The organism is Streptomyces sp. NBC_00454 (genome assembly GCF_041434015.1).
Classification (GTDB): domain Bacteria; phylum Actinomycetota; class Actinomycetes; order Streptomycetales; family Streptomycetaceae; genus Streptomyces.
In genome coordinates, this window is the sequence record NZ_CP107907.1 from 5628010 (window position 1) to 5653508 (window position 25499).

At 67.2% G+C, this 25499-nt stretch carries 23 protein-coding genes, 2 pseudogenes and 1 riboswitch; of the genes and pseudogenes, 15 read left to right on the forward strand and 10 right to left on the reverse strand.

Annotated features, from left to right (window positions below):
• Positions 1–14 precede the first annotated feature (14 nt).
• The 3 genes from OHU74_RS26125 to OHU74_RS26135 all read left to right on the forward strand — a co-directional run bounded on the left by OHU74_RS26125 (position 15) and on the right by OHU74_RS26135 (position 4586).
• Positions 15–1970: an ATP-dependent endonuclease gene (locus OHU74_RS26125; RefSeq protein WP_371618113.1), complete on the forward strand. Its 1956-nt coding sequence runs from the start codon at positions 15–17 to the stop codon at positions 1968–1970.
• Complete coding sequence (locus tag OHU74_RS26130; RefSeq protein WP_371618114.1) at positions 1967–3841, forward strand: ATP-dependent helicase; 1875 nt, start codon at positions 1967–1969, stop codon at positions 3839–3841. The genes OHU74_RS26125 and OHU74_RS26130 overlap by 4 nt, the downstream gene beginning before the upstream one ends.
• A 154-nt stretch (positions 3842–3995) precedes the next feature.
• Positions 3996–4586, forward strand: coding sequence for a hypothetical protein (locus OHU74_RS26135; RefSeq protein WP_371618115.1), 591 nt, complete (start codon positions 3996–3998; stop codon positions 4584–4586).
• Positions 4587–4654: 68 nt separating this feature from the next.
• On the opposite strand, the gene OHU74_RS26140 is transcribed toward OHU74_RS26135, so the two are convergent.
• The 7 genes from OHU74_RS26140 to OHU74_RS26170 form a co-directional block, all read right to left on the reverse strand.
• Positions 4655–4885, reverse strand: a complete 231-nt coding sequence (locus OHU74_RS26140) for a hypothetical protein (RefSeq protein WP_371618116.1) — start codon at positions 4883–4885, stop codon at positions 4655–4657.
• Between the two features lie 59 nt (positions 4886–4944).
• Positions 4945–5319, reverse strand: a complete 375-nt coding sequence (locus OHU74_RS26145) for a hypothetical protein (RefSeq protein WP_371618117.1) — start codon at positions 5317–5319, stop codon at positions 4945–4947.
• Positions 5316–5477 carry a hypothetical protein gene (locus OHU74_RS26150; RefSeq protein ID WP_371618118.1) on the reverse strand — a complete coding sequence of 54 codons (162 nt, stop codon included), beginning with the start codon at positions 5475–5477 and terminating at the stop codon, positions 5316–5318. The genes OHU74_RS26145 and OHU74_RS26150 overlap by 4 nt, the downstream gene beginning before the upstream one ends.
• Positions 5474–6013 carry an RNA polymerase sigma factor gene (locus tag OHU74_RS26155; RefSeq protein ID WP_371618119.1) on the reverse strand — a complete coding sequence of 180 codons (540 nt, stop codon included), beginning with the start codon at positions 6011–6013 and terminating at the stop codon, positions 5474–5476. The genes OHU74_RS26150 and OHU74_RS26155 overlap by 4 nt, the downstream gene beginning before the upstream one ends.
• A gap of 291 nt (positions 6014–6304) precedes the next feature.
• Positions 6305–6823 carry a DUF6262 family protein gene (locus tag OHU74_RS26160; protein WP_371618120.1) on the reverse strand — a complete coding sequence of 173 codons (519 nt, stop codon included), beginning with the start codon at positions 6821–6823 and terminating at the stop codon, positions 6305–6307.
• Positions 6820–9297, reverse strand: a complete 2478-nt coding sequence (locus OHU74_RS26165; RefSeq protein ID WP_371618121.1) for a tyrosine-type recombinase/integrase — start codon at positions 9295–9297, stop codon at positions 6820–6822. Before OHU74_RS26165 ends, OHU74_RS26160 begins: the two co-directional genes overlap by 4 nt.
• Positions 9294–10460 (reverse strand): tyrosine-type recombinase/integrase, encoded by a 1167-nt coding sequence (locus OHU74_RS26170; RefSeq protein WP_371618122.1) that lies wholly within the window; start codon positions 10458–10460, stop codon positions 9294–9296. The genes OHU74_RS26165 and OHU74_RS26170 overlap by 4 nt, the downstream gene beginning before the upstream one ends.
• 128 nt (positions 10461–10588) lie before the next feature.
• Here OHU74_RS26170 and OHU74_RS26175 point away from each other — a divergent pair.
• From OHU74_RS26175 to OHU74_RS26185, 3 genes and pseudogenes are all read left to right on the forward strand, one after another.
• A pseudogene (locus tag OHU74_RS26175) lies at positions 10589–11077 on the forward strand (DNA-processing protein DprA); the annotation flags it as partial.
• 209 nt (positions 11078–11286) lie between these two features.
• Positions 11287–12123 carry an RNA polymerase sigma factor WhiG gene (gene whiG / locus OHU74_RS26180; RefSeq protein WP_371618123.1) on the forward strand — a complete coding sequence of 279 codons (837 nt, stop codon included), beginning with the start codon at positions 11287–11289 and terminating at the stop codon, positions 12121–12123.
• A gap of 63 nt (positions 12124–12186) precedes the next feature.
• Positions 12187–12744 carry a TetR/AcrR family transcriptional regulator gene (locus tag OHU74_RS26185; protein ID WP_371619815.1) on the forward strand — a complete coding sequence of 186 codons (558 nt, stop codon included), beginning with the start codon at positions 12187–12189 and terminating at the stop codon, positions 12742–12744.
• 99 nt (positions 12745–12843) lie between these two features.
• On the opposite strand, the pseudogene OHU74_RS26190 reads toward OHU74_RS26185, so the two are convergent.
• Positions 12844–13287: pseudogene (locus tag OHU74_RS26190) on the reverse strand (peptidoglycan DD-metalloendopeptidase family protein); the annotation flags it as partial.
• 170 nt (positions 13288–13457) lie between these two features.
• Between OHU74_RS26190 and rpsB the strand changes: the two are divergent.
• From rpsB to OHU74_RS26235, 9 genes are all read left to right on the forward strand, one after another.
• Positions 13458–14381, forward strand: coding sequence for a 30S ribosomal protein S2 (gene rpsB / locus OHU74_RS26195; protein WP_371618124.1), 924 nt, complete (start codon positions 13458–13460; stop codon positions 14379–14381).
• A 137-nt stretch (positions 14382–14518) separates the two neighbouring features.
• On the forward strand, positions 14519–15355 hold the full coding sequence (gene tsf / locus OHU74_RS26200; protein WP_371618125.1) for a translation elongation factor Ts: 837 nt from the start codon (positions 14519–14521) through the stop codon (positions 15353–15355).
• 162 nt (positions 15356–15517) lie between these two features.
• Positions 15518–16297: a UMP kinase gene (pyrH, locus tag OHU74_RS26205; protein ID WP_330298815.1), complete on the forward strand. Its 780-nt coding sequence runs from the start codon at positions 15518–15520 to the stop codon at positions 16295–16297.
• Positions 16298–16397: 100 nt separating this feature from the next.
• A complete protein-coding gene (frr, locus tag OHU74_RS26210) occupies positions 16398–16955 on the forward strand; it encodes a ribosome recycling factor (RefSeq protein WP_330298816.1) in 558 nt (185 codons plus the stop codon).
• Positions 16955–18031: a phosphatidate cytidylyltransferase gene (locus OHU74_RS26215; RefSeq protein ID WP_371618126.1), complete on the forward strand. Its 1077-nt coding sequence runs from the start codon at positions 16955–16957 to the stop codon at positions 18029–18031. The genes frr and OHU74_RS26215 overlap by 1 nt, the downstream gene beginning before the upstream one ends.
• A gap of 93 nt (positions 18032–18124) precedes the next feature.
• Positions 18125–19237 (forward strand): 23S rRNA (adenine(2503)-C(2))-methyltransferase RlmN, encoded by a 1113-nt coding sequence (gene rlmN, locus OHU74_RS26220; protein ID WP_356512024.1) that lies wholly within the window; start codon positions 18125–18127, stop codon positions 19235–19237.
• A gap of 58 nt (positions 19238–19295) precedes the next feature.
• A riboswitch (TPP riboswitch) is annotated at positions 19296–19404 on the forward strand.
• Positions 19405–19487: 83 nt separating this feature from the next.
• Positions 19488–20588 carry a thiamine ABC transporter substrate binding subunit gene (locus OHU74_RS26225; protein ID WP_371618127.1) on the forward strand — a complete coding sequence of 367 codons (1101 nt, stop codon included), beginning with the start codon at positions 19488–19490 and terminating at the stop codon, positions 20586–20588.
• Between the two features lie 83 nt (positions 20589–20671).
• Positions 20672–22288, forward strand: coding sequence for an ABC transporter permease (locus OHU74_RS26230; protein ID WP_371619816.1), 1617 nt, complete (start codon positions 20672–20674; stop codon positions 22286–22288).
• Positions 22288–23310 (forward strand): ABC transporter ATP-binding protein, encoded by a 1023-nt coding sequence (locus OHU74_RS26235; protein WP_371618128.1) that lies wholly within the window; start codon positions 22288–22290, stop codon positions 23308–23310. The genes OHU74_RS26230 and OHU74_RS26235 overlap by 1 nt, the downstream gene beginning before the upstream one ends.
• 73 nt (positions 23311–23383) lie before the next feature.
• On the opposite strand, the gene OHU74_RS26240 is transcribed toward OHU74_RS26235, so the two are convergent.
• Positions 23384–24292, reverse strand: a complete 909-nt coding sequence (locus OHU74_RS26240; RefSeq protein ID WP_371618129.1) for a hypothetical protein — start codon at positions 24290–24292, stop codon at positions 23384–23386.
• A gap of 87 nt (positions 24293–24379) precedes the next feature.
• A complete protein-coding gene (locus OHU74_RS26245) occupies positions 24380–25483 on the reverse strand; it encodes an LOG family protein (protein ID WP_371618130.1) in 1104 nt (367 codons plus the stop codon).
• Positions 25484–25499 lie beyond the last annotated feature (16 nt).

Below are 25499 nucleotides of genomic sequence, written 5' to 3' on the forward strand. Positions count from 1 at the left end.
GGGCGGGTACAGGCATGCGGATTAGTCGGGTCCTTATCGAAAATTACAGGAACTTTCAGAAGCTCCTGATTGATCCATTTCCGCCCTCGGCGGTCATCGTGGGCGAGAACGGTGTCGGCAAAACGAACTTCTTGAGGGCTTTGCGTATTGTGCTTGACCCCGATCTCTCTGACTCGGCGCGGCGCCTTCGTCCCGAGGATGTGTGTGAAGCATCTGAAAGTAGCTACTCGGAGGGTGTCACAGTTCGCATTGAGGTCGACATCACCGATTTCGCGGGGGAGCTCGCGGCGGAGGCGTCGCTTGACGGCTGCTTTTCCGGCCTTGATCCGCTCACTGCCCGGTTGGTCTACGTCTTTGAGCCGCTAGCCTCAGTGGCTGAATCTGCCGGAAGGCCGCTAACTCGGGACGATTACACGTGGGACATCTCGGCAGGGATTGACGGAGACCGGGATGGAAAGCGAATTCGCCGCGACATCAACTTTACGGTCCTGCAAGCATTGCGCGATGCGGTAGGCGACCTTTCTAGGTGGCGAGACTCGCCTCTGCAGGACCTACTCGAATTGCGACGTCCGCAGCAGGCTGCGCTGACCAACGCTGCTGAAGAAGTCGCGACGGCTATGGAGACACTGGTCCGCGAGCCTGAAATTGGCCAGCTTGCCGAAGAATTGTCGAATCGACTCGCGTCTATGGCAGGTGAGCGTACCGATATCGCTCCGAGCTTCGGATTTGCGTCGAGCGATCCGGATCGACTACTCAGGTCCCTACGCCTATTCATGGATCGGGCTGGGACGCGAAGTGTCTCTGATGCGTCGACCGGGAATGCCAACATTCTCTACCTCGCCTTGCTTCTGGAGCGTTCCCGGCTCCGCAAGGAGTCCGGCACAATTGTTGACACGATCCTGGGTGTCGAGGAGCCAGAGGCGCACTTGCACCCGGTCTTGCAGCGGCAAGTTTTCAGTCACCTGCTTCATGAAGAAGCGTCGCTCATGGTCACGACTCACAGCCCGCACATTGCGGCGGTGTCGCGATTGGACTCGTTGATCCTCCTGCGGAAGGCCGCTGACGGATCTACGAGGGCGTCCTATACGTCACGCGCCAATTTCTCGGTCGATGAAAAAGAGGACTTGGAGCGCTACCTCGACGTCAGTAGAGCAGAAGTACTCTTCTGCTCGGCGGCGATCTTGGTTGAAGGTATCGCTGAGGTTTACCTGGTCCCTGCTATTGCGCAGGCCCTAGGGTTCAACTTGGATGCCTACGGGGTTATCGTCGCCAATATTGCTGGGACGGACTTCTTTCCCTTCCGCCAGTTGCTGGGTGAAGACTCGCTGGACATTCCCCACGTGATCCTTACGGACGGTGACCCGACCAACAAGAAGGGGGAATACCTTCACTACGGGTTGAGTCGGGCAGCCAAGCTAATGAACGGTGCTGCCGTCGGCGAGTTCACGCAGAGGGTGGAAGATTTCTTGGCCAAGGACCCAGAGTCCGCCACCCTAGAACTGAGGCTGGAAGCCGCCAAGGTTGGCGTATTCATGGGACCGAAGACTCTGGAAGTGGACTTGGCCCCGTTGCTCGGTCCGCACATGGTCAAAGCGCATAACCAGTTCAGTGACGTTTCGGATAACCTCAAGGGAAAGTTCGAGACGGCTATCGAAGGTCTGAGCAAGGGCGACGCTTCGCATCAAAAGCAGCTACTTCTCCGTGTTGACTCCATCACTAAAGGTCGCTTTGCGCAGCGCTTGGCTCACCATGTAGAGCAGGATGGGCTGGCTAGCTTCCGTGACGCGATGCGTGGACGGATCCCTTCGGAGTGGCTGCCAGCCGGCGAACCCTGCAGGTTTAACGAGCAGTTGTTCACGGACTCGACCTATGGATACCTGATCAGCGCATTGGATCATGTGTCCCGACAGGTCAGGAACTACGGCCTGTTCGAGGAAAACCCGGCGCTTGTGACTCCGGAGGCTCGGTGACAAAAGACCTACGAGTCCGTCCAGTTCTGGCCCGCGAGATACTGGCGCTCAATGAGGACCAGCAAGAGGCTGCCACACATGATGGTGACCTCGTAGTTCTCGCTGGACCGGGATCGGGCAAGACGCGCACGCTCGTGGCCAGGGTCGGATTCCTTCTTGATACTGAAAAGTCGAGCGGCCGTGGAGTGGCTGCAATCACCTATACCAACCACGCCGCCAGAGAGATCAGTGAGCGGCTTGCGAGGCTGGGGATCTCTGCGAGTGGCAGACTGACGGCCGGAACCCTCCACTCTTGGTGTTTGTCAAACATTTTGCGCCCCTACTCGACCCTAGTGGGGAGGTGTCATCCGGATCGGCTGACCGTCCTAGACGAAAAGTCCAAGGAGTGGATGAACCTCCTGGAGGAGTCCTTCCAGCGCGCCGGCGTAATGCTTATTGCCAAATATGAGCGCCCCGCCTTCACGAAGGCGCGGCGCCGACTCGCAGTCGGCGATATCGGAGAGCCCGGCGATCCGATGGTTGAGGCTGTTCGGATTTTTGAGAGTGAGATGAGCAGCAGGGGATTTACCGATTTCGACCTGATGGTCTCAAGCTCTCTCTCGCTGCTTGTTGAGAATCCACGCGTAGCTCAGCTTGTCGCTGCGAAGTATCCGAATATTGTGGTTGACGAATATCAGGACCTTGGGCCAGTCCTGCACGGACTAGTCACTTTGCTCAATGACTCGGCTGGCATACAGATCTCCGCCTTCGGTGATCCTGATCAGACCGTCATGGGGTTCACAGGTGCCGATCCGCGATACCTGAACGAGCTCACGGAAAGATTCCATCCAGTCACACTCAAGGTGAACTATCGCAGTGGGCGAGCGATTATCGCAGCGAGCCACGCTGTCCTCGGAGAGAAACGCGACCACCGGGCTCGCGAGGACCGTGCGGACCACGGAGTAATCGAGCCAATTGAGGTTCGTAGCGGGTTGCAGCGGCATTCGCAGATAGTGGTCCAGAAGATTCTGGAGCTCACTGCTTCGGGGGTGCCAGCTCACGAGATTGCAGTACTCTACCCGCGTAAGGGTCGGCTACTTACGGCACTGCTAAGCGAGTTTTCGTTCGGATCTGTCGACTATGTTCATGAGCGAGATGAACTTCTCCCCTCCGGCCCGGTGGCTGATTTTATTCGCGCGTGCGCCGCTAGAGTCGTATCGGGTTACCAGCCGGCGATCGGCAAGGAGTCATCTGTAGACGCTGTTCAAACGGTTAGTGAGCTAGTTTCTACGTATGGCGCACTTCGACGGGGCAGCGGTCTAGAGGCAATTCCGTACAGATCCGTATCTGAGATAATCGCATCCCTTGTGCGGCTGAACTCGGCGGGGGAGGTCCCTGAGACCCTCGAGTGGCTTGATGGCCTTGTCGGCAATCTAGGGCTGACTGAAATAGCGCAGGCCAGTCCACGCCGACTCGATATCGACAGCATCAGAGATTTCAAGGAATGCTGCATCGATAACACCCTGACTCTGGTCGATATTTCGGCGGGTGAGCTAAGGACTGGGAAGGTAGCTCTCACTACATATCATTCTGCTAAGGGTAGAGAGTGGCAGGTTGTGATTCTTCCCGGTCTAGTGGATGGCATTATGCCGAGCCGATTCTGGGATCGAAAAACGAAGACATTCCCGCAGCCGCCGCCGGACCGGCTTAGGCAAGACCGGTTGGCCTTCTACGTGGGCCTTACGAGAGCGAAGAGCGCTGTCATCCTCATGTATGGCGACCACTGGGAAAAAGACTGGGGTGGGAGGAACACGCTGGGAATCTCGCGTTTCGCCCGTGATGTGCTGAATCATCTATCCGCCTCAGGAGCTTCGCCGAGCCTTCCTCGGTGAGATCTGGGCGAGCCGCCCCTCGTCTTCCCCCTCAACCACGGCCGCTCCACCCTGAACCATCGACTCTCTGTGAGACAGCCATGCGTGGCGCAGCAACGTTGGGAGCCTGCTGTCGTTGGTCTCGCTGTCTGGAGTCAGAGGTAAGGGGACGACAGTGGAACGGCATGAGGTCTTGGGCAATCCCACCGGGTATGTCGTACCTCTGATCCAAGCAGGTATGAACCGTGAGGGGCGTCCGCGGGCACAGGCGCCTGAGGTGGCGCTACTTGCTGACTGCATCAAACGGTTCGATGTGGTTGGACTGCAGCGGCTGGTCATGGACCTGGCCTGCGCGGCGGGAGAAGCAACCACGATGCTGTCTGAGCTGAGCATGCTTGACCAGGTCGAGATCCTCCAGGCGTTCTCGGCTCAGCACACAGTTGAGATGGCCTTTGACGGATCGCTCAAACCGGGAGATGTCCTATGGGCGTACGTTCCGGCTACGCTCCGGCCGTTCTTCGCCCCCGATGCGAAGCCTTCTCAGGCTGAGGTGCTATTCGAGATTGACCGTAAGTACGGTTTCGCAGCCTCGATGGATTTCATCGTCATCCTGGCCAACTACACGAGTGCCGTCCTCTGTCATGTCTCCCGCGTCATCGGTCGCTCGACTGAGGAGATGATCCAGCTGCTAGAGGGTCGGGTTAAGCCCGCGTGGGCCGAGCTGGACGCACACGACGGCCATGCCTACACGACGCCGCAGTGCTAAGACCCCCTCAGCCTGAATGATTTAACGACCTGGTATCTCTGAATTAGATTCGCCGCGAGCCGGTGCCCTTAGGCTTTTTCGAGGCCGCCTGCCATGACGAAGAAGGTCAAGATGGCGATCAGGATCAGCACGGTCGTCGAGGCGGCGAGCACGCCCTTGTTCACCGCCTCCGTGTTGCCTGTGGCGCCAGCGGATGTGCTGGCATCCCGGTTGAAGAGGTAGGTGACGATGCCGGCGAACCCACCACCCGCAATGATGAAAGCGACAGCAATTAGTGCAAAACCGGCACGAGTTGACATGGTGAAGCTTCCAGGACCCTTCAGTGAGTGATGCTGCGGTGAGGTGATGCGGGCCTTCGCTAGGCCTGCCGCTCTGTCTGCTTGGCCCCGCTCAGTTCTTCGGGTCCTCCGCTAGAGGGCCTGGTCAGCAGGCTGCGGATGGCGATGTGGAGCAGAGGGGTAACCGTCGCAATGAGGCTGGCGCCGGTGACGGACCAATGGATCACGATCACCATGGCGGCGAAGAGGGGAAGATTTGCGCCCAGGCGGAGCAGCCGGACCTTGCGCTCCCTCCTCTGCGCCGTGAGGCCATCGGCGATCCACATGATGTTCGCCGTCGCATTTTCATCGGCGGTAGGAGGCGATGGCTGCTGAGCAGTGGCCTTGATGAGGTCGAGCTGTGCGTCAAGGTCGCCAGTCCAGGCCGGCCGCCGGGAGTTGCGTCGATTCTTCACGCGGCATCCTCCGTTGCGCTCCGAGGAGACCTGAGGCGGGACCCGCGCTGCCGGGCGCGAATGCCCAGGGTGGGCGAGGGGCCGGCCGAGAGGACGACCCAGACGATGACCATGATGATCACCACGATGAAGAAGACCCAGCCGTTGCAACTGATCATTTTTCGCCTCCTGCGATCCGGACGTAGAGGGGGAACAGGTCGGGCTCGACGTGGTAGCGCTTGATCCGGGCTCTGGCCCGCTCGATGTTTCTCACCACGCTGTCCTTCTGGATCCCGAGCGTGTCCGCGATCTCTCTGTCGGAGAACCCGACGATGTGCAGAGAGATGCACGACCGCGGCTTGTCGGGCAGGTGGTGGCGGATCACCCGGAGGATCTCGCGAACCGCGACGATGTCCTCAGGGGATGACCCGCCCCTGTCGAACCCCTCGATCGGGTCCTGGGGGCGGCTCGCGCGCTCGCGAAGCACGCGGCGCGCGTTGTTGAGGACCACCATGGTGAGCCAGGCGCGGGGTTTTTCGATCTTGGTGCCGAGGCGAAGCTCGTCGACGAGTGTGGCGGCCGCGAGCTGAACCATGTCGTTGACGAACGCATCGTCGCGACCCAGGGTGATTGCGGCAGTCCAGGTGAGCTTGCCGATGAACGCTCGGTCGCCCCAGAGCTCGTCGATGAGCTTCTCGATGTCGGCCTCGGGCATGGGGTCGCCCTTAGGCCTGAACAGGCTCACCCATTCACCCCTGCGGGGGCGGGCGGGTAGAGGTCGCGCGCCCGAGTGTGGGTGCGGACGGGGTTGGGACGGTGTCTCATGTTCTATAGATGCGAGAAGGCCCTGTATCCCGACAGTCGAATCCGAAGAATTTTCATGATCTTTTCGGGGTCGGCGCAAGGTCATCGACCTCATCGGCGCCGCCAACGAGGTCTAGGTCTGAGGTTGTTGCTTCCCGGGGGCCGACAGGCCCCCGGGAAGTAGCGCTGTGACGTCAGCGGGTCAGGGCCGGTGGTTCAGGGAACGGGTCAGCTCCCGGTTGGCGGCTCGGGCGGCCTCCAGCTCCTCCGTCCGTTCGTCGAGCTCGCCCCGCTTCCCAGCAAGTTCCTGTTCGAGCAGGGCGATCCGCCGTTGGAGCTGGTCGATGTCGACCGGGGCGCCGAGCCCGGATTCCGCCCAGACGCTCTCGCCGAGCTGGGAGGACAGGCGCTTCTCCAGCTGTCGGACCCGTGTGTTGAGGCGCTTGTTGGCTTCCAGCGCGTTCACGAGGTCGGTCTGGAGCGACGTCCGGCTGACCGCCGCCATCCGTCCGTCCTCGACGGGGGTGCTGGCGGCGACGTGCACTCGTTCGAGCAGGTCGGGATGGCGGTAGAGGAATGTGCGGTCGACCCGGGCCGCGCGAGCAAGGCCGGAGACGGTGATGTCCCCGCCGGCCTTCACCGCTGTGTCGATGGCCTTGAGGACGCGCTCGCGGCGGCGGGCGGAGTCGGCCCGCATCCCGTCGATCATGGGGTTGGTCATCCGGTGGGCCTTCCGGGGCGGAGGGCCTCGGGCGGCCCGATCCGGGGCAGGCCCAGAGAGACGACGCGGCGGGTGCGGCGGACGACGGTTACGGCCTCCTTGATCTGGATCTTGTCCTCGTCCGTGAGGTCTTCGAGATCGTCGCGGACGCGTTTGACCAGCCGACGGACCCGGGTGATCTCCTCGTCGGAGGGCATGGCCTCGGCCTTCGCCCACGAGTCCGCGGCGAACGCGGCGAGCCGTTCCCGACCGCGCAGGAGGTCGGCGAGGTAGGCCTCCAGGTCGGGGAGGTAGGAGACGTCGGTGCGGAAGTGGGAGCATCCGACGCAGCGGAACCGGACGGGGCAGTCGTGCCCGCCGGCCGCGACGTTGGTCGGTTCGGTGCAGAGGCCATATGGCACCTGGACCTCTCCGATGGCCCGCCGGGCGTGCTCGGAGTCGAGGACGAGCTGGGCCTGGCGCCAGACGCGGTTGCCATGTCGGTCGAACTGCATGGTTGTGACTCGGTCGACCGCCTCCCGCTTCCGTTGCTCGTTCACCCGGTAGTACTGCTGCGTGGTACTGAGCTGGCGGTGGTCCATGAGGGCCCGCAGGGCGTCTGGGAGGACGCCAGCATCTGCGTGACGCTGGGCGTAGCTGTGTCGGTAGGCGTAGAGGAAAATCTTCGCCTTGTCGAACGGCAGCATCTTCGTGACTGGGCGGCCATCGACCTCGACCACGGTCGGGACCAGGAACTCAGGCAGGGAGTCCACCCAGGACCGGTGACGGGTAGTGACCCATTCAGACCGCAACGGCTTGGTGCCCGTCGAATTGGCCAGGGTGGTCGGCAGCAGCTTGAGCTGGTGGACGGGCGTGTTCGGGAACCTGGCCCGGGTCCGTTCCTGCTGAGCGATGATCACGGCGGCGGTCGCGCCGCTGATCGGCAGACGGCGGGCTTTGCGGGCGGACTTGTGGTTGTCATAGACGAGCACGGGTTTGCCGTCGCCGTCCCGCTCGAGACAGTCGTAGGGAAGGCGGCAGATCTCGTCGGGGCGTCGGCCTGTGTCGATGATGAGCTCTACCGTGGTGCGGATCTCCGGGGCGCCCTTGGCTCCGAGACTGTCGAGATGCTCGCAGAGCTGGGCCATCACCTCGGGGGGAAGATCGCGGCCGGCCTCGCTGTCCTCAGGCTCGTCGGGAACGTCCTCGGGGCGGAAGGCGAAGGAGTCGCAGAGACCGTGCAGAGGCTGTCCGGGCTGGGTCAGGCCCAGCGTCCGCATGCGTGCCAGCAGCTGCTTAAGCGACCGAATCACCCGAACATGGGCAGAAGGGCTCATCTCCTCCCGCTCGGTGAGGAGCACCAGGCGGTGGAGGAAGAGGACCACATCGTCGCGGAAAACAGATCGGACATCGTTCCCGCCGTCGGGGCGGTTGATGCGCAGGCTTACCGAGAGCTGAACGACGGAGTTGATGTGGGCTTGAACGATGCTGCGGACGTGCTTTGTCCGCCGCTGAGGAAGATCGTCTAGAGTCCAGACCTTCGCGGCTTCCCTCAGCCAGGGCTGGCTGATCTTGTCGAAGTAGATGTTGCCATCCGTCCCGAACGCGACCCCAGCCCAGATGTCTTTGTGTCGCTCGGTCTCGGGGGAGAGACCGAACCAGCCGAGGTGTTTGAGGATGCCCCTGGCTAGATCGCCCTGCGCTCTGCGGGCAGTCCCCAATTCGAGTTCGGTTAGGGAAGCTACCTGCTGGGCACGAACCCAGTCGCAGAACGGCCGCAGGATGTAGTCCTTCTGCATCACCCCCTCCCGCACCCGTTCCTGCAGCCCGTAGAGGATCTCGTCAACCACTCGGTCGGGCAGCCCGCGCAGGCTGATCACACCGGACTGGGAGATCGCCGATGTGGTCCGCCGCCAGAGGTCCTCCTCACCGTCCCACTTCCCAGCCCGGATTAGAGCCGCCCGGCGCGTCTTGTGACCGCTGCAGTAACCAGCAAGGCTCTGCCGCTGCCGGTAACAGGCGACGACGTAGCAGGGCCCCAAAGTCTCCAGGGGTCGGGTCGAAGGAAGCCGCACGAACTCCTCGAGCGAGACCTTGAAGATCCGCTGCTGCTGGTAGAGGTGTGCGCTGCAGAGTGGAGTCGTTCTGCCCTTGCCTGCCCTGGCGCACTGAGGAACCTCGCAGTCGACCTCCCCGATCGCCCGCCAGAGCCGCTTCGCAGTCGCCGTGAACTCCTCAAAACCCTGGCCGCTGCCTTGCCACCGATGCATGCAGCCCACGCAGAGCCCTCGCTGGTGGGCGTAATAGACCATCTTGTCGCACCCCTCGATTAGGCAATCTGGAGCGCTGAACTGGGGATGACCTCGTGGGATGTGCAGCAGGCGGATCTGCGGATCCCACCGCATGAGCTCCAAGAACTCCTGGCTGGTGGCCTCCCGCAGGCCACCAGGGGGGCAGTCAGGCAGCGCTGCGACCGCTGCATGGATGGCAGTCACTGGCCCTCCTCCGTGACCCGTAGGCGAGGAGAGGGCACCCGCTCGACCGCGTCCCGCAGCCGTGCCCGACTGGGGTGGAGGTAAGGCCGCGGCGAGCTCGGGTCCTTCTGGCCGAGGAGGGCCTGGACCTCGTCCAGGGTGCCGCCGGCATCCACGATGTTGCTGGCCATCGCGTGCCGGCACATACGCGGCGTGACCAGACGACCCAGTCCTGCCCGCCGGGACAACGACTCGCAGAGCTCGCCGATCGCCTCCGTCGTGACCGGATCGCCGTAGGGCGGGCGGAACAGGTTGACCAGCAGGAAGTCACTGCCCCCTGACGGCAGCCGCTCGTGCCGCTCCAGCGCGTACTGGTCGAAAGCCTGGACCACCAGGAAATCAACAGGCATCGCCCAGGGCTTCTTCGACTTCGACCAAGCGCCGTTTTCGTTCTGCCGCCGGACGATATGAACGTGGGCGCCCTCCAGGTCGCAGCCCAGCGGCCGGGCGTCCATCAGTAGATGCGGGTCGCTGCGGTGCAGGCCCGCGACCTGCCCGGGCCGCAGGCCGACCCGGGATAGAAGCAACACCGTCAGCCGGTCGCGGGCCGAGCGGCATGCCTTGAACATCGCCACGACCTCCTCGTCGCTGGCCCGGTCGATGTCCGTCTCCGGCTCCGAAACCCGGTGCCGGGCCCGCAGTCGCAACCGCATCCCGCCGCTCTCGCCCTGAGCCGCGACGGGCAGATCACGCGTGTCGCCAACCTCGTAGATCTGCTCCAGCACCCAGCCCGGCACCGTCCTCTCCGTCACGCCGTGCAGCAGGAACATCCGCACCGCCGTGAGGACCTTGTTGACCCGGATCTCCTGCCGGACCGGCTTCGACCCAGGCCCCGGCACCACGGCCGAGGCGCTCTTGCCTCCTCGGCCAGGCGTCCACTTCAGCCAGAGCATGAACAGTCCCATCTCACGGGCCGCAGTCCGCCAGTCCCTCCCCGTGGCCTCGCACCACCTCAGAAACAAGGAGACACCCTCGGCGTACGCCTTCGTTGTCGACTCCGCCCGCCCCCGCGCCAACCGGGTCTCCCGCAGGAACCGGTCAGCTTCCTGAACCACCCCGTAGTCCTCATCGACCACAGTCCAGTACTTGGTGCCGGACGGCAGCACCACACGAAATGCCTGCACTTCACTCCCACTCCACGAGCTGATAGCAACGATCTGCCGCAGAGCCACACCCCCCGAGAACCGTTGCAGAAAACCCAACGAGAGGCTTAACGCAACGTCACACCACGACCTCTGAACCCCCAGAGAACGCCGCGTTGACCCGGGGCACGGTCGTGGTGGAGGCGGCCCACCGCAGCGGATCCCTGGTCACCGCCCGGCGGGCCCAGGCGCTGGGGCGGTTCACCATGGGGATCCCGGGCCCGGCGACGAGCGGGCTCTCGGCCGGGGTGCACGAGCTGCTGCGCGGGGAGGCGGTGCTGGTCACGGACGCCGCGGAGGTGATCGAGCTCGTCGGCGAGATGGGCGAGCTGGCTCCCGAGCGGCGCGGCCCGGTGATCGCCCGGGACCTGCTGGATCCCGGCACCCTGCGGGTGCTCGAAGCCCTTCCGGCCGGCCGGCTCGCCGACCCGGAGGAGGTGGCCCTCGCCGCGGGCACCGCCGTCGATGAAGTCATCGGCAGACTGTACGAACTTCACTCTCTGGGGTTCGTCGAACGGCAGGGCGACGGATGGCAGTTGACCAGGCCGCGGCGGGGAGGAGGCACACAAACCGCAGCCACCCGGCGAGGCGGTCGTTGACCTGGGGCGTTCCGGTGGAAGAGTGAAGCCGATGAGAGACGCGGTCCTCCCGGTGGCACTCGCCGGGACCGTGCGCCAGGCGCCGGTCCCGGGCCGCCCGCGCGAGTCGGGACGCCTTTGCGGGCCCGCTCGATCCCGTACCCTTCGCGCACCGCGACACTTCCGTCACGCTACGCTCCCAAGGAATCCGGCTCCGGCAAAGGCGAAGCATGCCCCAGCACACCTCAGGGTCTGACCGCGCTGCGGTGCCCCCCGCCGCACGAGCCGGCGAGCGGTCCACCGCGCCCTCGTCCCTGGAGGTGCTCTGGCGCTCGTACAAGGAGACGGCCGACGAGCGGCTGCGGGAGCAGTTGATCCTGCACTACTCTCCCCTGGTGAAGTACGTGGCGGGCCGGGTCAGCGTCGGCCTGCCGCCCAATGTGGAACAGGCCGACTTCGTCTCCTCCGGGGTCTTCGGACTGATCGACGCCATCGAGAAGTTCGACATCGAACGGTCCATCAAGTTCGAGACGTATGCGATCACCCGGATCCGGGGCGCGATGATCGACGAACTCCGGGCGCTGGACTGGATCCCCCGCTCGGTGCGGCAGAAGGCGCGGGCCGTGGAGCGGGCCTACGCCACGCTGGAGGCCCAGCTGCGGCGCACCCCGACCGAGAACGAGGTCGCCGGGGAGATGGGCATCGCGGTGGAGGAACTCCACGCGGTGTTCAGCCAGTTGTCGCTGGCCAACGTGGTCGCCCTGGAAGAGCTGCTGCACGCCGGCGGTGAGGGCGGCGACCGGCTCTCGCTGATGGACACCCTGGAGGACACCGCCGCCGACAACCCGGTCGAGGTCGCCGAGGACCGGGAGCTGCGGCGGCTGCTCGCGCGGGCCATCAACACGCTGCCCGAGCGGGAGAAGACGGTGGTGACCCTCTACTACTACGAGGGCCTCACGCTCGCCGAGATCGGCAACGTCCTCGGCGTCACGGAGAGCCGCGTCAGCCAGATCCACACCAAGTCGGTACTGCAGCTGCGGGCGAAGCTGGCGGACGTCGGCCGCTGAGGGTGGGACGGCCTTGCGGTACGTCCGTAGAGTGGATGCGTGCCCAGGATTCGAGCGGCCTCCGTGGCCGAGCACCGGTCGATGCAGCGCGGCTCCCTGTTGGACGCCGCGCGTTCCCTGCTGTCAGAAGGGGGGACGGAAGCGCTGACCTTCCCCGCCCTCGCCGAGCGCACCGGCCTCGCCCGGTCTTCGGTGTACGAGTACTTCCGCTCCCGCGCGGCCGTGGTCGAAGAGCTCTGCGCGGTGGACTTTCCCGTGTGGGCCGCCGAGATCGAGGCGGCGATGTCCGAGGCCCCGTCGCCGGAGGCGAAGATCGAGGCCTATGTACGGAGCCAGCTGGGGCTGGTGGGAGACCGGCGCCACCGTGCGGTGGTGGCGATCTCGGCCAGTGAGCTGGACGCCGGGGCGCGGGAGAAGATCCGTGCGGCCCACGGGGGGCTGATCGCGATGATCGTGGAAGCCCTGGCGGCGCTGGGCCAGAAGGAACCGAGACTGGCGGCGATGCTCCTGCAGGGGGTGGTCGACGCCGCCGTCCGCCGGATCGAGGCGGCCTCGGGCGAGGATCCCTCCGTGATCACCGATGCGGCCGTGGCGATGGCCCTGCGGGGCGTCGGCGGATAGCGGGAGCAGCCGGGGAGCGGGTCTCGGGACGAGGGTCAAGGGGTTGAGGTAGGTCTCGCCCCGGAGCAGGCCCCAGTGGAGGCAGGGCTGCCCCGGGCAGTGGCGGCCGTCGTCAAGGACGGCGACCGGCTGGCCCGCCGTGACCTCCTCGCCCTCCACGACCAGCGGGCGGACCGGTTCGTACGTGGTGCGCAGGCCGCCCGGCAGGGTGAGGGAGAGGACTCCGCGCCCGGCCACCGGGCCGGCGTAGTGGACCCGGCCCGGACCCACCGCCCGTACCTCCGCGCCCACCGGCGCCGCCAGGTCCACCCCCCGATGGCCCGCCGCGTACGGGGTCGGGGGCGGATCCCACCAGCGGATCACCGTCAGCGGGGCCGGAAGGGGTCGCGCGCCGGGGCTCCAGGGGGTCCCGGAGGTGAGGGACAGGGTCAGCAGCAGGGTGAGGAAGAGCGTCGTCATGGTGCTCAGGGTCCCGCCCGCGAGCGGCCCGCCGCCGGGCCTGTGGACAGCCGGGCGGCTGTGGAAAAGCACGTCACCCGGCATACCGCCGGGTCCCGTACACTTCTTGTGGCGATCCGGGTCACCGGGTCGACTTCGCACGCCCCAGCACCGGCCGCTCAGGCAGCCGGGTGACAGCGTCTCTCGGTCCCCTTCTTCGGGGGCAGGGCGCGACAGGGGCGTCAGGAACCAAACCGAGAAACAAGGAGATGGCCATGGCCGTCGTAACGATGCGGGAGCTGCTGGAAAGCGGCGTCCACTTCGGTCACCAGACCCGCCGCTGGAACCCGAAGATGAAGCGCTTCATCTTCACGGAGCGCAACGGCATCTACATCATCGACCTGCTCCAGTCGCTGTCGTACATCGACCGCGCCTACGAGTTCGTGAAGGAGACCGTCGCCCACGGCGGTTCCATCATGTTCGTCGGTACCAAGAAGCAGGCCCAGGAGGCCATCGCCGAGCAGGCGACGCGCGTTGGTATGCCGTACGTCAACCAGCGCTGGCTGGGTGGCATGCTCACCAACTTCTCCACCGTCTACAAGCGCCTCCAGCGTCTGAAGGAGCTTGAGGCGATCGACTTCGAGGACGTCGCCGCCTCGGGTCTCACCAAGAAGGAGCTCCTGGTCCTCTCTCGCGAGAAGATCAAGCTGGAGAAGACCCTCGGTGGTATCCGCGAGATGTCGAAGGTCCCCAGCGCCGTCTGGATCGTCGACACCAAGAAGGAGCACATCGCCGTCGGTGAGGCGCGCAAGCTCCACATCCCGGTCGTCGCGATCCTCGACACCAACTGCGACCCCGACGAGGTCGACTACAAGATCCCGGGCAACGACGACGCGATCCGCTCCGTCACCCTGCTCACCCGCGTGATCGCCGACGCCGTCGCCGAGGGCCTCATCGCCCGTTCCGGTGCCGCCACTGGCGACTCGAAGCCGGGCGAGAAGGCCGCTGCCGAGCCGCTCGCCGAGTGGGAGCGCGACCTGCTCGAGGGCGAGAAGAAGGCCGATGACGCTGAGGCCGCTCCGGCCGAGGCCGCTGTCGAGACCCCCGCCGTCGAGGTCGAGGCCGAGGCTGCTCCGGCCGCCGAGGTTGTCGCCGAGGCCGTCGTCGAGGCTCCGGCCGCCGACGCCGAGCAGGCCTGACCCACTGAGAGCGCCCGGCGTTCACGCGCCGGGCACTCACAGCACGGACGATGACGGCGGGGGAGGGCCGCGCCACGAGCGCGCCTCCTCCGCCGTTCACCCGTAGATCTACGACTTCGAGAGAGAATCACAGACTCATGGCGAACTACACCGCCGCTGACGTCAAGAAGCTCCGCGAGCTCACCGGCGTCGGCATGCTGGACTGCAAGAACGCGCTGGTCGAGTCCGACGGTGACGTCGACAAGGCCGTCGAGGCGCTCCGTATCAAGGGTCAGAAGGGCGTCGCCAAGCGCGAAGGCCGTTCTGCCGAGAACGGTGCGGTCGTCTCGATCATCTCCGAGGACAACACCTCCGGTGTTCTCGTCGAGCTGAAGTGCGAGACGGACTTCGTCGCCAAGGGCGAGAAGTTCCAGGCAGTCACCGAGCAGCTGGCCAAGCACATCGCCGCCACGTCCCCGGCCGACATCGAGGCGCTCCTGGCGTCCGAGATCGAGCCCGGCAAGACCGTGCAGGCGTTCGTGGACGAGGCCAACGCCAACCTCGGCGAGAAGATCGTCCTGGACCGCTTCGCGCAGTTCACCGGCGGTTACGTCTCGGCGTACATGCACCGCACGATGCCCGACCTGCCGTTCCAGATCGGCGTCCTGGTCGAGCTCGACAAGGAGAACGCCGAGGTCGCCCGCGGCGTCGCGCAGCACATCGCCGCGTTCGCGCCGAAGTGGCTGTCCGCCCAGGACGTGCCGGCCGAGGTCGTCGAGTCCGAGCGTCGCGTGGCCGAAGAGGTCACCCGCGCGGAGGGCAAGCCCGAGGCTGCCCTGCCGAAGATCGTCGAGGGTCGCGTCAACGGCTTCTTCCGTGACAACACCCTGCTTGGCCAGGCCTACGCCCTGGACGCCAAGAAGTCCGTCCAGAAGATTCTGGACGAGGCCGGTGTCAACCTGGTGCGCTTCTCGCGCATCAAGGTCGGCATCTGAGTCCGTCCGTACGCGACGGACACCGGACCCCGGTAGGGTCTGAAGCAGTCGCCCGCGTTCGCGCAGGGCGACCGCAGATCTGACGAGGAGGCCATTGCCGTAGAGGGAACCGCGAGGACCCACCGGCAATGGCCTTCTTCGTATGTGCACGAGGAGATCTCCATGAATCAGGGCGTGGACCCCCACACCGCTTCCGACGACAAGAGCGACCAGGACAAGAAGGGCCGCCGCTTCATGCTGAAGCTGTCGGGCGAGGCCTTCTCCGGTGGCGGAGGACTGGGCGTCGACCCCGACGTCGTCCATGCCATCGCGCGTGAAATCGCCGCGGTGGTCCGCGACGGATCGGAGATCGCCGTCGTGATCGGCGGCGGCAACTTCTTCCGCGGCGCCGAACTCCAGCAGCGCGGCATGGACCGGGCCCGGTCCGACTACATGGGCATGCTCGGTACCGTCATGAACTGCCTCGCCCTCCAGGACTTCCTGGAGAAGGAAGGCATCGACTCCCGCGTCCAGACGGCCATCACCATGGGCCAGGTCGCCGAGCCGTACATCCCGCTGCGCGCCGTGCGCCACCTGGAGAAGGGCCGCGTCGTGATCTTCGGCGCAGGCATGGGCATGCCCTACTTCTCCACCGACACCACGGCCGCCCAGCGTGCCCTGGAGATCGACGCGGAAGCCCTGCTCATGGGCAAGAACGGCGTCGACGGGGTCTACGACTCCGACCCCAAGAAGAACCCGGACGCGGTGAAGTTCGACGCGCTGGAGTACAGCGAGGTGCTCTCGCGCGACCTCAAGGTCGCCGATGCCACCGCCATCACGCTGTGCCGCGACAACAAGCTGCCGATCCTCGTCTTCGAGCTGCTCGCCGAGGGCAATATCGCCCGCGCGGTCAAGGGTGAGAAGATCGGCACGCTCGTGAGCGACCAGGGCACCCGGGCCTGAGCACTCCGGGCCGAGCACACCGCTGCCGGTTCGCGCCCTGCCGGGCGCGAGCCGGCTCCGCCCGCCTGAACCATCCATTTCTGATATGCAGGAGCACGTGGTGATCGAAGAAACCCTCCTCGAGGCCGAGGAGAAGATGGAGAAGGCCGTCGTCGTCGCCAAGGAAGACTTCGCGGCGATCCGCACCGGCCGTGCGCACCCGGCGATGTTCAACAAGATCGTGGCGGAGTACTACGGCGCCATCACGCCCATCAACCAGCTCGCGTCCTTCGCGGTGCCCGAGCCGCGCATGGCCATCGTGACGCCCTTCGACGCGTCGGCCCTGCGCAACATCGAGCAGGCCATCCGCGACTCCGACCTGGGCGTCAACCCCAGCAACGACGGCCGCATCATCCGGGTGACCTTCCCCGAGCTGACGCAGGACCGCCGCAAGGAGTACATCAAGGTCGCCAAGACCAAGGCCGAGGACTCCAAGATCTCCATCCGCGCCGTTCGCCGCAAGGCGAAGGACACCCTCGACAAGATGGTGAAGGACAAGGAGGCCGGCGAGGACGAGGTGCGCCGCGCCGAGAAGGAGCTCGACGACGCCACCGCGAAGTACGTCGCGCAGGTGGACGAGCTCCTGAAGCACAAGGAAGCCGAGCTCCTCGAAGTCTGATGAACGACACTTCCTGGCAGCCGGAGCCGGTTCCGGCGGGTCCCGCATACGATGCGCAGGCGGGCCCGCACACTCGGCCCATGCCCATCGTGCCCGATGCCGCCGGCCGTGACTTCGACGACCGGGAAGCACGCGATCGGGGGGCCGCCGCTGACGGCGGCTCCCTCTTCCGCGCCGAAACGCCGCCGCAGGAGCCCATGCCCAGCCCCCCGCCGCCCCCGCCTTCGCAGGCCCCGCAGGACTCCTCTCCGCCGCAGAAGAAGCGTGCGGGGCGGGACCTGCGCGCCGCCATAGGGGTGGGCGTCGGCCTCGGCGCGGTGATCTTCGCCTCCCTGTTCATCGTCAAGGCGGTGTTCGTCGGCGTCGTCGTCGTGGCGGTCGTCGTGGGCCTGTGGGAGCTCACCTCCCGGCTCCAGGAGAAGAAGGGCATCAAGGCCCCCCTGGTCCCGCTCGCGATCGGCGGCGCGGCGATGGTCATCGCCGGGTACGTCCGCGGCGCCGAGGGTGCCTGGGTGGCGATGGCCCTGACCGCGCTGGCGGTCCTGGTCTGGCGGATGACCGAGCCGCCCGAGGACTATCTCAAGGACGTCACGGCCGGCGTCTTCGCCGCGTTCTACGTCCCCTTCCTGGCCACCTTCGTCGCGATGCTGCTCACCGCCGACGACGGACCGCAGCGGGTCGTCACCTTCCTGGTCCTGACCGTGGTCAGCGACACCGGGGCCTACGCGGTCGGCTGGCGCTTCGGCAAGACCAAGCTCGCCCCGCGCATCAGCCCCGGCAAGACCCGCGAGGGGCTCCTGGGAGCGGTGGCCTTCGCGATGGGGGCCGGCGCGCTGTGCATGGAGTTCCTGATCGACGGGGGCTCCTGGTGGCAGGGCCTGGTACTGGGCTTCGCGGTCGCGGTCAGCGCCACGCTGGGCGACCTCGGCGAGTCGATGATCAAGCGGGACCTCGGGATCAAGGACATGGGCACGCTGCTGCCGGGTCACGGCGGGATCATGGACCGGCTGGATTCGCTGCTTCCGACGGCTCCGGTGGTGTGGCTGCTGCTGGCGGCGTTCGTCGGCACCGGCTGACCTGCGAGAAGGCGCCCGTACAGGCCGGGCGGTTACTCTTGGAAGGCGCGCTGCTTCTGCGGCGCGCCTTTCGTCTTACAAGGAGTACCTGCCATGGCCCGCCCTGTTCCGGGAGAGCTCACTTTCGTCGCCCCCCGTGGAGCGAAGAAGCCGCCCCGGCACCTCGCCGACCTCACGCCCGAGGAGCGCCGGGAGGCCGTCGCCGCGATCGGTGAGAAGCCGTTCCGGGCCAAGCAGCTCTCGCAGCACTACTTCGCCCGGTACGCGCACGACCCGGCCGAGTGGACCGACATCCCCGCGGCGTCCCGCGAGAAGCTCCAGCAGGAGCTGCTGCCGGACCTGATGAACGTCATCCGGCACATCAGCTGCGATGACGACACCACCCGCAAGACCCTGTGGAAGCTGCACGACGGCACGCTCGTCGAGTCCGTGCTGATGCGCTACCCCGACCGGGTCACCATGTGCATCTCCTCGCAGGCCGGCTGCGGCATGAACTGTCCGTTCTGCGCCACCGGCCAGGCGGGTCTCGACCGCAACCTGTCCACCGCCGAGATCGTCCACCAGATCGTCGACGGCATGCGAGCCCTGCGCGACGGAGAGGTGCCCGGCGGCCCGGCCCGGCTCTCGAACATCGTCTTCATGGGCATGGGCGAGCCGCTCGCCAACTACAACCGCGTCGTCGGCGCCATCCGTCGCCTGACCGACCCGGAGCCCGACGGCCTGGGCCTGTCCCAGCGCGGGATCACCGTCTCCACCGTCGGCCTGGTCCCGGCCATGCTGCGCTTCGCCGACGAGGGCTTCAAGTGCCGTCTCGCCGTCTCGCTGCACGCGCCGGACGACGAGCTGCGCGACACCCTGGTCCCCGTGAACACCCGCTGGAACGTGCGCGAGGTGCTCGGTGCGGCCTGGGAGTACGCGGAGAAGTCCGGCCGCCGGATCTCCATCGAGTACGCCCTGATCCGCGACATCAACGACCAGGCCTGGCGCGGCGACCTGCTCGGCAAGCTGCTCAAGGGCAAGCGGGTACACGTCAACCTGATCCCGCTGAACCCGACGCCCGGCTCGAAGTGGACCGCCTCGCGCCCCGAGGACGAGAAGGCCTTCGTGGAGGCCATCGCCCGCCACGGTGTGCCCGTGACCGTACGCGACACCCGTGGTCAGGAGATCGACGGCGCGTGCGGGCAGCTCGCCGCGTCGGAGCGCTGATTTCCGCCAATTAAGGTTTGCAATCGGCCGCGGGGTACTCTGTGGCCGAACAAACTTCATATTCCGACAGGGGAGCGCCACAGCGCTGAGAGTGCGGTAACCGTCACCGCAGACCCTCTGAACCTCGCCCCGGTCATTCGGGGTAGGAAGTTCGGTCACCACTCAAGCTGTTGCGCCCTGCCCGGCGTCCGCTCCACAGAGCGCCGGGCAGGGCCGCGTCTTCTCCTGGACATCCCAGGAGGAATCACCAGTGAGCACCACCAAGAAGATCGCGGGCGTCGCGCTCGCGGCCGCGCTGGGCGTCACCACGCTCAGCGCCTGTGGCGGCGACGCCAAGGACAAGTCCGCGTCCGGCGCGAGCGACGCGCCCAAGTCCAAGACGATCACCCTGGTCTCGCACGACTCCTTCAACGTGACCGACGCGGTCCTCAAGGAGTTCCAGCAGCAGAGCGGCTACGAGGTCAAGGTCCTCAAGTCGGGCGACGCCGGCGCCGCCCTGAACCAGGAGATCCTCACCAAGGGCTCCCCGCGCGGCGACGTCTTCTTCGGCGTGGACAACACGCTCCTCTCCCGCGCCCTCGACAACGGCATCTTCACGCCGTACGAGGCCAAGGGCCTGGCCGACGTGAAGCCGGAGTTCGTGCTCGACAAGGAGCACCGGGTCACCCCGATCGACTCCGGTGACATCTGCGTCAACTACGACAAGGCCTACTTCGCCGACAAGAAGATCGCCCCGCCGCAGACGCTGGACGACCTGATCAAGCCGGAGTACAAGAACCTGCTGGTCACCGAGAACGCCGCGACCTCCTCGCCCGGCCTCGGCTTCCTCCTCGCCTCCGTCGGCAAGTACGGAGACGACGGCTGGAAGGACTACTGGAGCAAGCTCAAGGCCAACGGCGTCGAGGTCGTCGACGGCTGGGAGCAGGCCTACAACGAGCGCTTCTCCGGCTCGGCGGGCGGCAAGAAGGCCAAGGGCGACCGCCCGCTGGTCGTCTCCTACGCCTCCAGCCCGCCGGTCGAGGTGCTCTACGGCGAGCCTCAGCCGGCCGAGGCCCCCACGGGCGTCGCCACCGGCACCTGCTTCCGCCAGGTCGAGTTCGCGGGCCTGCTCAAGGGCGCGAAGAACGAGGCGGGCGGCAAGGCGCTCCTGGACTTCCTGATCTCCAAGAAGTTCCAGGAGGACATGCCGCTCCAGATGTTCGTGAACCCGGTGACCAAGGACGCGAAGCTGCCGGAGCTGTTCACCAAGCACGGCGTCGTGATCGAGAAGCCGGAGACGGTCGCGCCCGACGCCATCGCGAAGAACCGTGACCAGTGGGTCAAGACCTGGTCCACGCTCGTCGTCAAGTAGCCGGACGCGTGAGCCGAGTGAGTGCTCCCGCGAGTGCTCCTGCCAAGGAGAGCGGGCGGGCCACGGCCGTCAGGCTCGGTCTGATGGCCGTGCCGCTCGTCTTCTTCGGGCTGTTCTTCGCCTATCCCGTCGCCGCGATCGTCGGGCGCGGGCTCAAGACCGACGACGGCTGGCAGTTCGGCCGGATCGGCGAGGTGCTGACCCGGCCCGACATCGGTGAAGTGCTCTGGTTCACCACCTGGCAGGCGCTCGCGTCCACGGCGCTCACGCTCCTGATCGCACTCCCCGGCGCGTACGTCTTCGCGCGCTTCGAGTTCCCCGGCAAACAACTGCTGCGGGCGCTCGTCACCGTGCCGTTCGTGCTGCCGACCGTCGTGGTCGGCACCGCGTTCCTGGCCCTCGTGGGCCGCAACGGCCTGCTCGACGAGGTGTGGGGGATCCGCCTCGACACGACGGTCTGGGCGATCCTGCTCGCGCACGTCTTCTTCAACTACGCCGTGGTCATCCGCACGGTCGGCGGTCTGTGGGCGCAGCTGGACCCGCGCCAGGAGGAGGCCGCCCGGGTGCTGGGCGCCGGGCGGTTCGCCGCCTGGCGCCGGGTGACGCTGCCCGCGCTCGCCCCGGCGGTGGCCGCCGCCTCGCTGATGGTGTTCCTGTTCACCTTCACCTCCTTCGGCGTCGTGCAGATCCTGGGCGGGCCCGCGTACTCCACCCTGGAGGTGGAGGTCTACCGGCAGACCGCGCAGCTCCTGGACCTGCCGACGGCCGCCGTGCTGACGATGGTGCAATTCCTTGCCGTCGGAGCGATCCTCGGCGTGCACGCCTGGACCGTGCGCAAGCGGGAGACCGCGCTGCGGCTCGTGGATCCGGGGCGCACCACGCACCGGCCGCGCGGCTGGGCGCAGCGCTCCCTGCTCGGCGGTGTACTGCTGACGGTGCTGCTGCTGATCGTGGCGCCGCTGGCCGTGCTGGTCGAGCGCTCGCTGGACGCCCCCGGGGGCTACGGATTCGGCTTCTACCGGGCGCTCCAGCAAGTGGGCGCCGGCGGCGGAACGTTCCTGGTGCCACCGCTGGAGGCCATCTGGAACTCCCTCCAGTACGCCCTCGCCGCCACCGCCATCGCGCTGGTCATCGGCGGGCTCGCGGCCGCCGCGCTGACCCGCCGCGGGGGCCGCTTCGTACGGGGCTTCGACGCCCTGCTGATGCTGCCGCTCGGGGTGTCCGCCGTGACGGTCGGCTTCGGCTTCCTCATCACCCTCGACAAGCCCCCGCTGGACCTGCGGACCTCCTGGATCCTGGTGCCGCTGGCGCAGGCGCTGGTCGGCGTGCCCTTCGTCGTACGGACCATGCTGCCCGTACTGCGCGCGGTGGACGGGCGGCTGCGCGAGGCCGCCGCCGTGCTCGGGGCCTCGCCGCTGCGGGCCTGGCGCGAGGTCGACCTGCCGATGGTGCGCCGGGCCCTGCTGATCGCGGCGGGCTTCGCCTTCGCGGTGTCCCTCGGGGAGTTCGGGGCGACCGTCTTCATCGCACGGCCCGACCATCCGACGCTGCCGGTCGCCGTGGCGCGGCTGCTGGGCCGGGCAGGGGAGATGAACTACGGGCAGGCGATGGCCCTGAGCACGATCCTGATGCTGGTGTGCGCGGTGTCCCTGCTGCTGCTGGAGCGCCTGCGGCCCGACAAGACTTCCGGAGAGTTCTGATGACCCTGCTTCAGCTGGAAGGGGTGTCGGTCCGCTTCGGTGAACGTGCGGTCGTGGACGCCGTGGACCTGGAGGTCGCCGAGCACGAGACCGTGTGCGTGCTGGGGCCGAGCGGGAGCGGCAAGTCCACCCTGCTGCGGGTCGTGGCCGGGCTCCAGCGCGTCTCGGGCGGCCGGGTGCTGCTCGGCGGCGCCGACCAGGCTGCAGTGCCCGTGCACCGGCGGGGGGTGGGCCTGATGTTCCAGGACCACCAGCTGTTCCCGCACCGGGACGTGGGCGGGAACGTCGCGTTCGGACTGCGAATGCGGGGCTCCTCGAAGGCGGCCTACGAGGGCCAGGTCGCCCAGTTGCTGGAGCTGGTCGGGCTTCCCGGGGCCCAGGGCCGCGCGGTGGCCTCGCTCTCCGGCGGCGAACAGCAGCGCGTCGCGCTGGCGCGGGCACTGGCTCCGTCCCCGCGGCTCCTGATGCTGGACGAGCCCCTGGGCCAGCTGGACCGCGGGCTGCGCGAGCGCCTGGTCGTGGAGCTGCAGGGGCTGTTCTCCCGCCTGGGGACCACCGTGCTGGCCGTCACCCACGATCAGGGGGAGGCGTTCGCCCTGGCCGACCGGGTGGTCGTGATGCGGGACGGCCGGATCGCGCAGGCGGGGACTCCGCTGGAGGTCTGGGAGCGGCCGGCCTCGGAGTTCGTGGCGCGGTTCCTGGGCTTCGAGAACGTGGTTCCGGGGATGGTGGCCGGTCGTGTCGCCTCGACCCCGTGGGGGGAGGTCCCGGTGCCGGCCGGGTCCCCGCAGGGGGAGCGGAAGATGCTGATCCGGCCCGCGGGGGTTCTTTTGGGAGCGGACGGCCTGAGCTGCGAGGTCATCTCGCGGACCTTCCGGGGGACGCACGTCGCGCTGCTGCTGCGGCCGGCGGCGGGGCCGGTGCTGGAGGCCGAGTGCGCTCTGGTGGGAGCGCCTGCGGTCGGAGACCGGGTCGCGGTGGGCTTCGCCCCGGCCGAGGTGGTCGTGCTGCCGGGGGCTTAGCGCCGCTGCGCGGAGCCGTTCCCCACCCCGCCCCTTCCCGAAACCGGGGGCTCTGCCCCCGGACCCCCGCGCCTCAAACGCCGGCGAGGCTGGATTTCTCCGGTTCCGCAGCGGCTTCGGGCTCCCCGTGGTTCCCGTACCAGGCCACCGCCACCGCGCCGGTGACGGCGAGGACGAAGCCGAGTACCGCCAGCCAGGCCATGCCGGGGCGGGAGGCGTCACCCAGCCAGAGCACGCCGATCGCACCCGGCAGGACGGTTTCGCCGACCACCAGGGCGGCGGTGGCCCCGTTCACCGAGCCGATCTGGAGTGCCACCGTGTGGAGGTACATGCCGCCGGCCCCCGCCACGACGATGGCGTAGAGCGCCGGGTCGGAGAGCAGTGCTGCGAGCGAGAAGGGCTCGATGCCGTTGAGGATGCGAACCCCGACGCCCAGTGCGCCGAAGGCCAGACCCGACAGCAGGCCCGCCAGGATCGCGGCGCGGGCGCCGAGGAAACGCACCGCCACCGTGCCGCCGATGATGATCAGCAGGGTCACCCCCAGCAGCCACCAGTGCGTGGCCGCCGGAGCGTGGTGCCCGCCCTCGTGGCCCGCGGCTGTCGCCAGCAGGATCAGCGCGGTGCAGACCACGCCGATCGAGGTCCATTCCTTGCGGGTCAGCCGGATCCCGAGCATCTTCACGCTCAGCACGGCCGTGATCACCAGGTTGGCGCTGATGACGGTCTGCGAGAGGAACAGCGGCAGCAGGCGGGCCGCCATGGCGCCCAGGCCGAAGCCCACGAAGTCCAGGATGGTGCCGACGATGAACTCCCAGGTCATCGCGGCTTTCGCGGTGGAGGAGAGGTTCGGGCCGCCATGCTGGGTGACTCCCGCGGCGGCCGGGGTCGTCCGGGCCGCCCGCCGGGAGCCGACGGCTTGCAGGACGGATCCCGTGCCGTAACAGATGGATGCCGCGATCGCGGTCAGCAGGCCTATGAGCACCCGGGGGCTCCGTTCACGTCTGGCAGGTTTTGCGGTGTGCGTACCTCTGCCAGACGAGTGGAGGGCCCGAGAAGTTGCCTGGCGGGGTCAGGACATTTGGGCGAGTACCGCCGGAACCTCGTCCACGGAGTCCACGAGAGCGATCCGGGACTCCATCGCGCGGCCGCGCGCCAGGGCCTGGAGCAGCGGCCAGGCCGGGAGGTGCTCGGTCCAGTGGGTGCGTCCGACGAGGATCATCGGGGTGGGCTTGCCCCGGGATCCGTAGTAGTTCGGCGTCGCGCTGTCGAAGATCTCCTGGACGGTGCCCGCGGCGCCCGGCAGGAACACCACGCCGGCGTTGGACCGGGCGAGCAGCCCGTCCTCCCGGATGGCGTTCGCGAAGTACTTGGCGATGTGGCCGGCGAAGGCGTTCGGCGGCTCGTGCCCGTAGAACCAGGTCGGGATCCCCACCGAGTCGCCGCCCGGTCCGGCCGGCCAGCGTTCGCGCACGGAGAAGGCCGCCCGCGCCCAGTCGGACACCGACGGGGCGAAGGAGGGGACCTTGGCCAGGACCTCCAGGGCCTCGGGCAGGGCCTCGTCGGGGGCTCCGGCGAGGTAGGCGCCGAGGTTGGCCGCCTCCATCGCGCCCGGACCGCCGCCGGTGGCCACGGTCAGCCCGGAGCGGGTCAGCGCCCGGCCGAGCTCGGCCGCGCCCCGGTACTCGGCGCCGCCGCGGGCCATGGCGTGGCCGCCCATCACACCGACCACGCGGGCGCCGTCGAGGTGCTCGTCGAGGGCGTCGGAGATGGCGTCGTCGTGGATGGAACGCAGCATCGAGGAGAAGACGTCCCCGTCCGCCTTGGTCTCCTGGAACCAGGCGTAGGCCTCGGCGTCAGGGGTGGCCTCGTAGCCGCCGGAGAGGCCCGAGAACAACTCCTCCGCCGTGTACAGCAGCCCCCGGTACGGGTTGAACGGCAGGTCGGGGACGGGCTGGAAGACCAGCGCGCCGTCCGCGCGCACCTTCACCGAGGCGTCGGGCTCCATCGCGCAGCCCAGGAACACGGCCGCGGAGGTGTCGGCGGACAGCAGGGCGAAGGTGCGCTCCAGCAGGTTCACCGACTGGATCCGGTACCCGCTGAGCGAGCCGCGGGCCACGACCCGGTCGAATTCGGCGAGCGTCTCGATCTCGGTGTCGATGTATCGATTGACCATTCGGCCCACCCTAAGG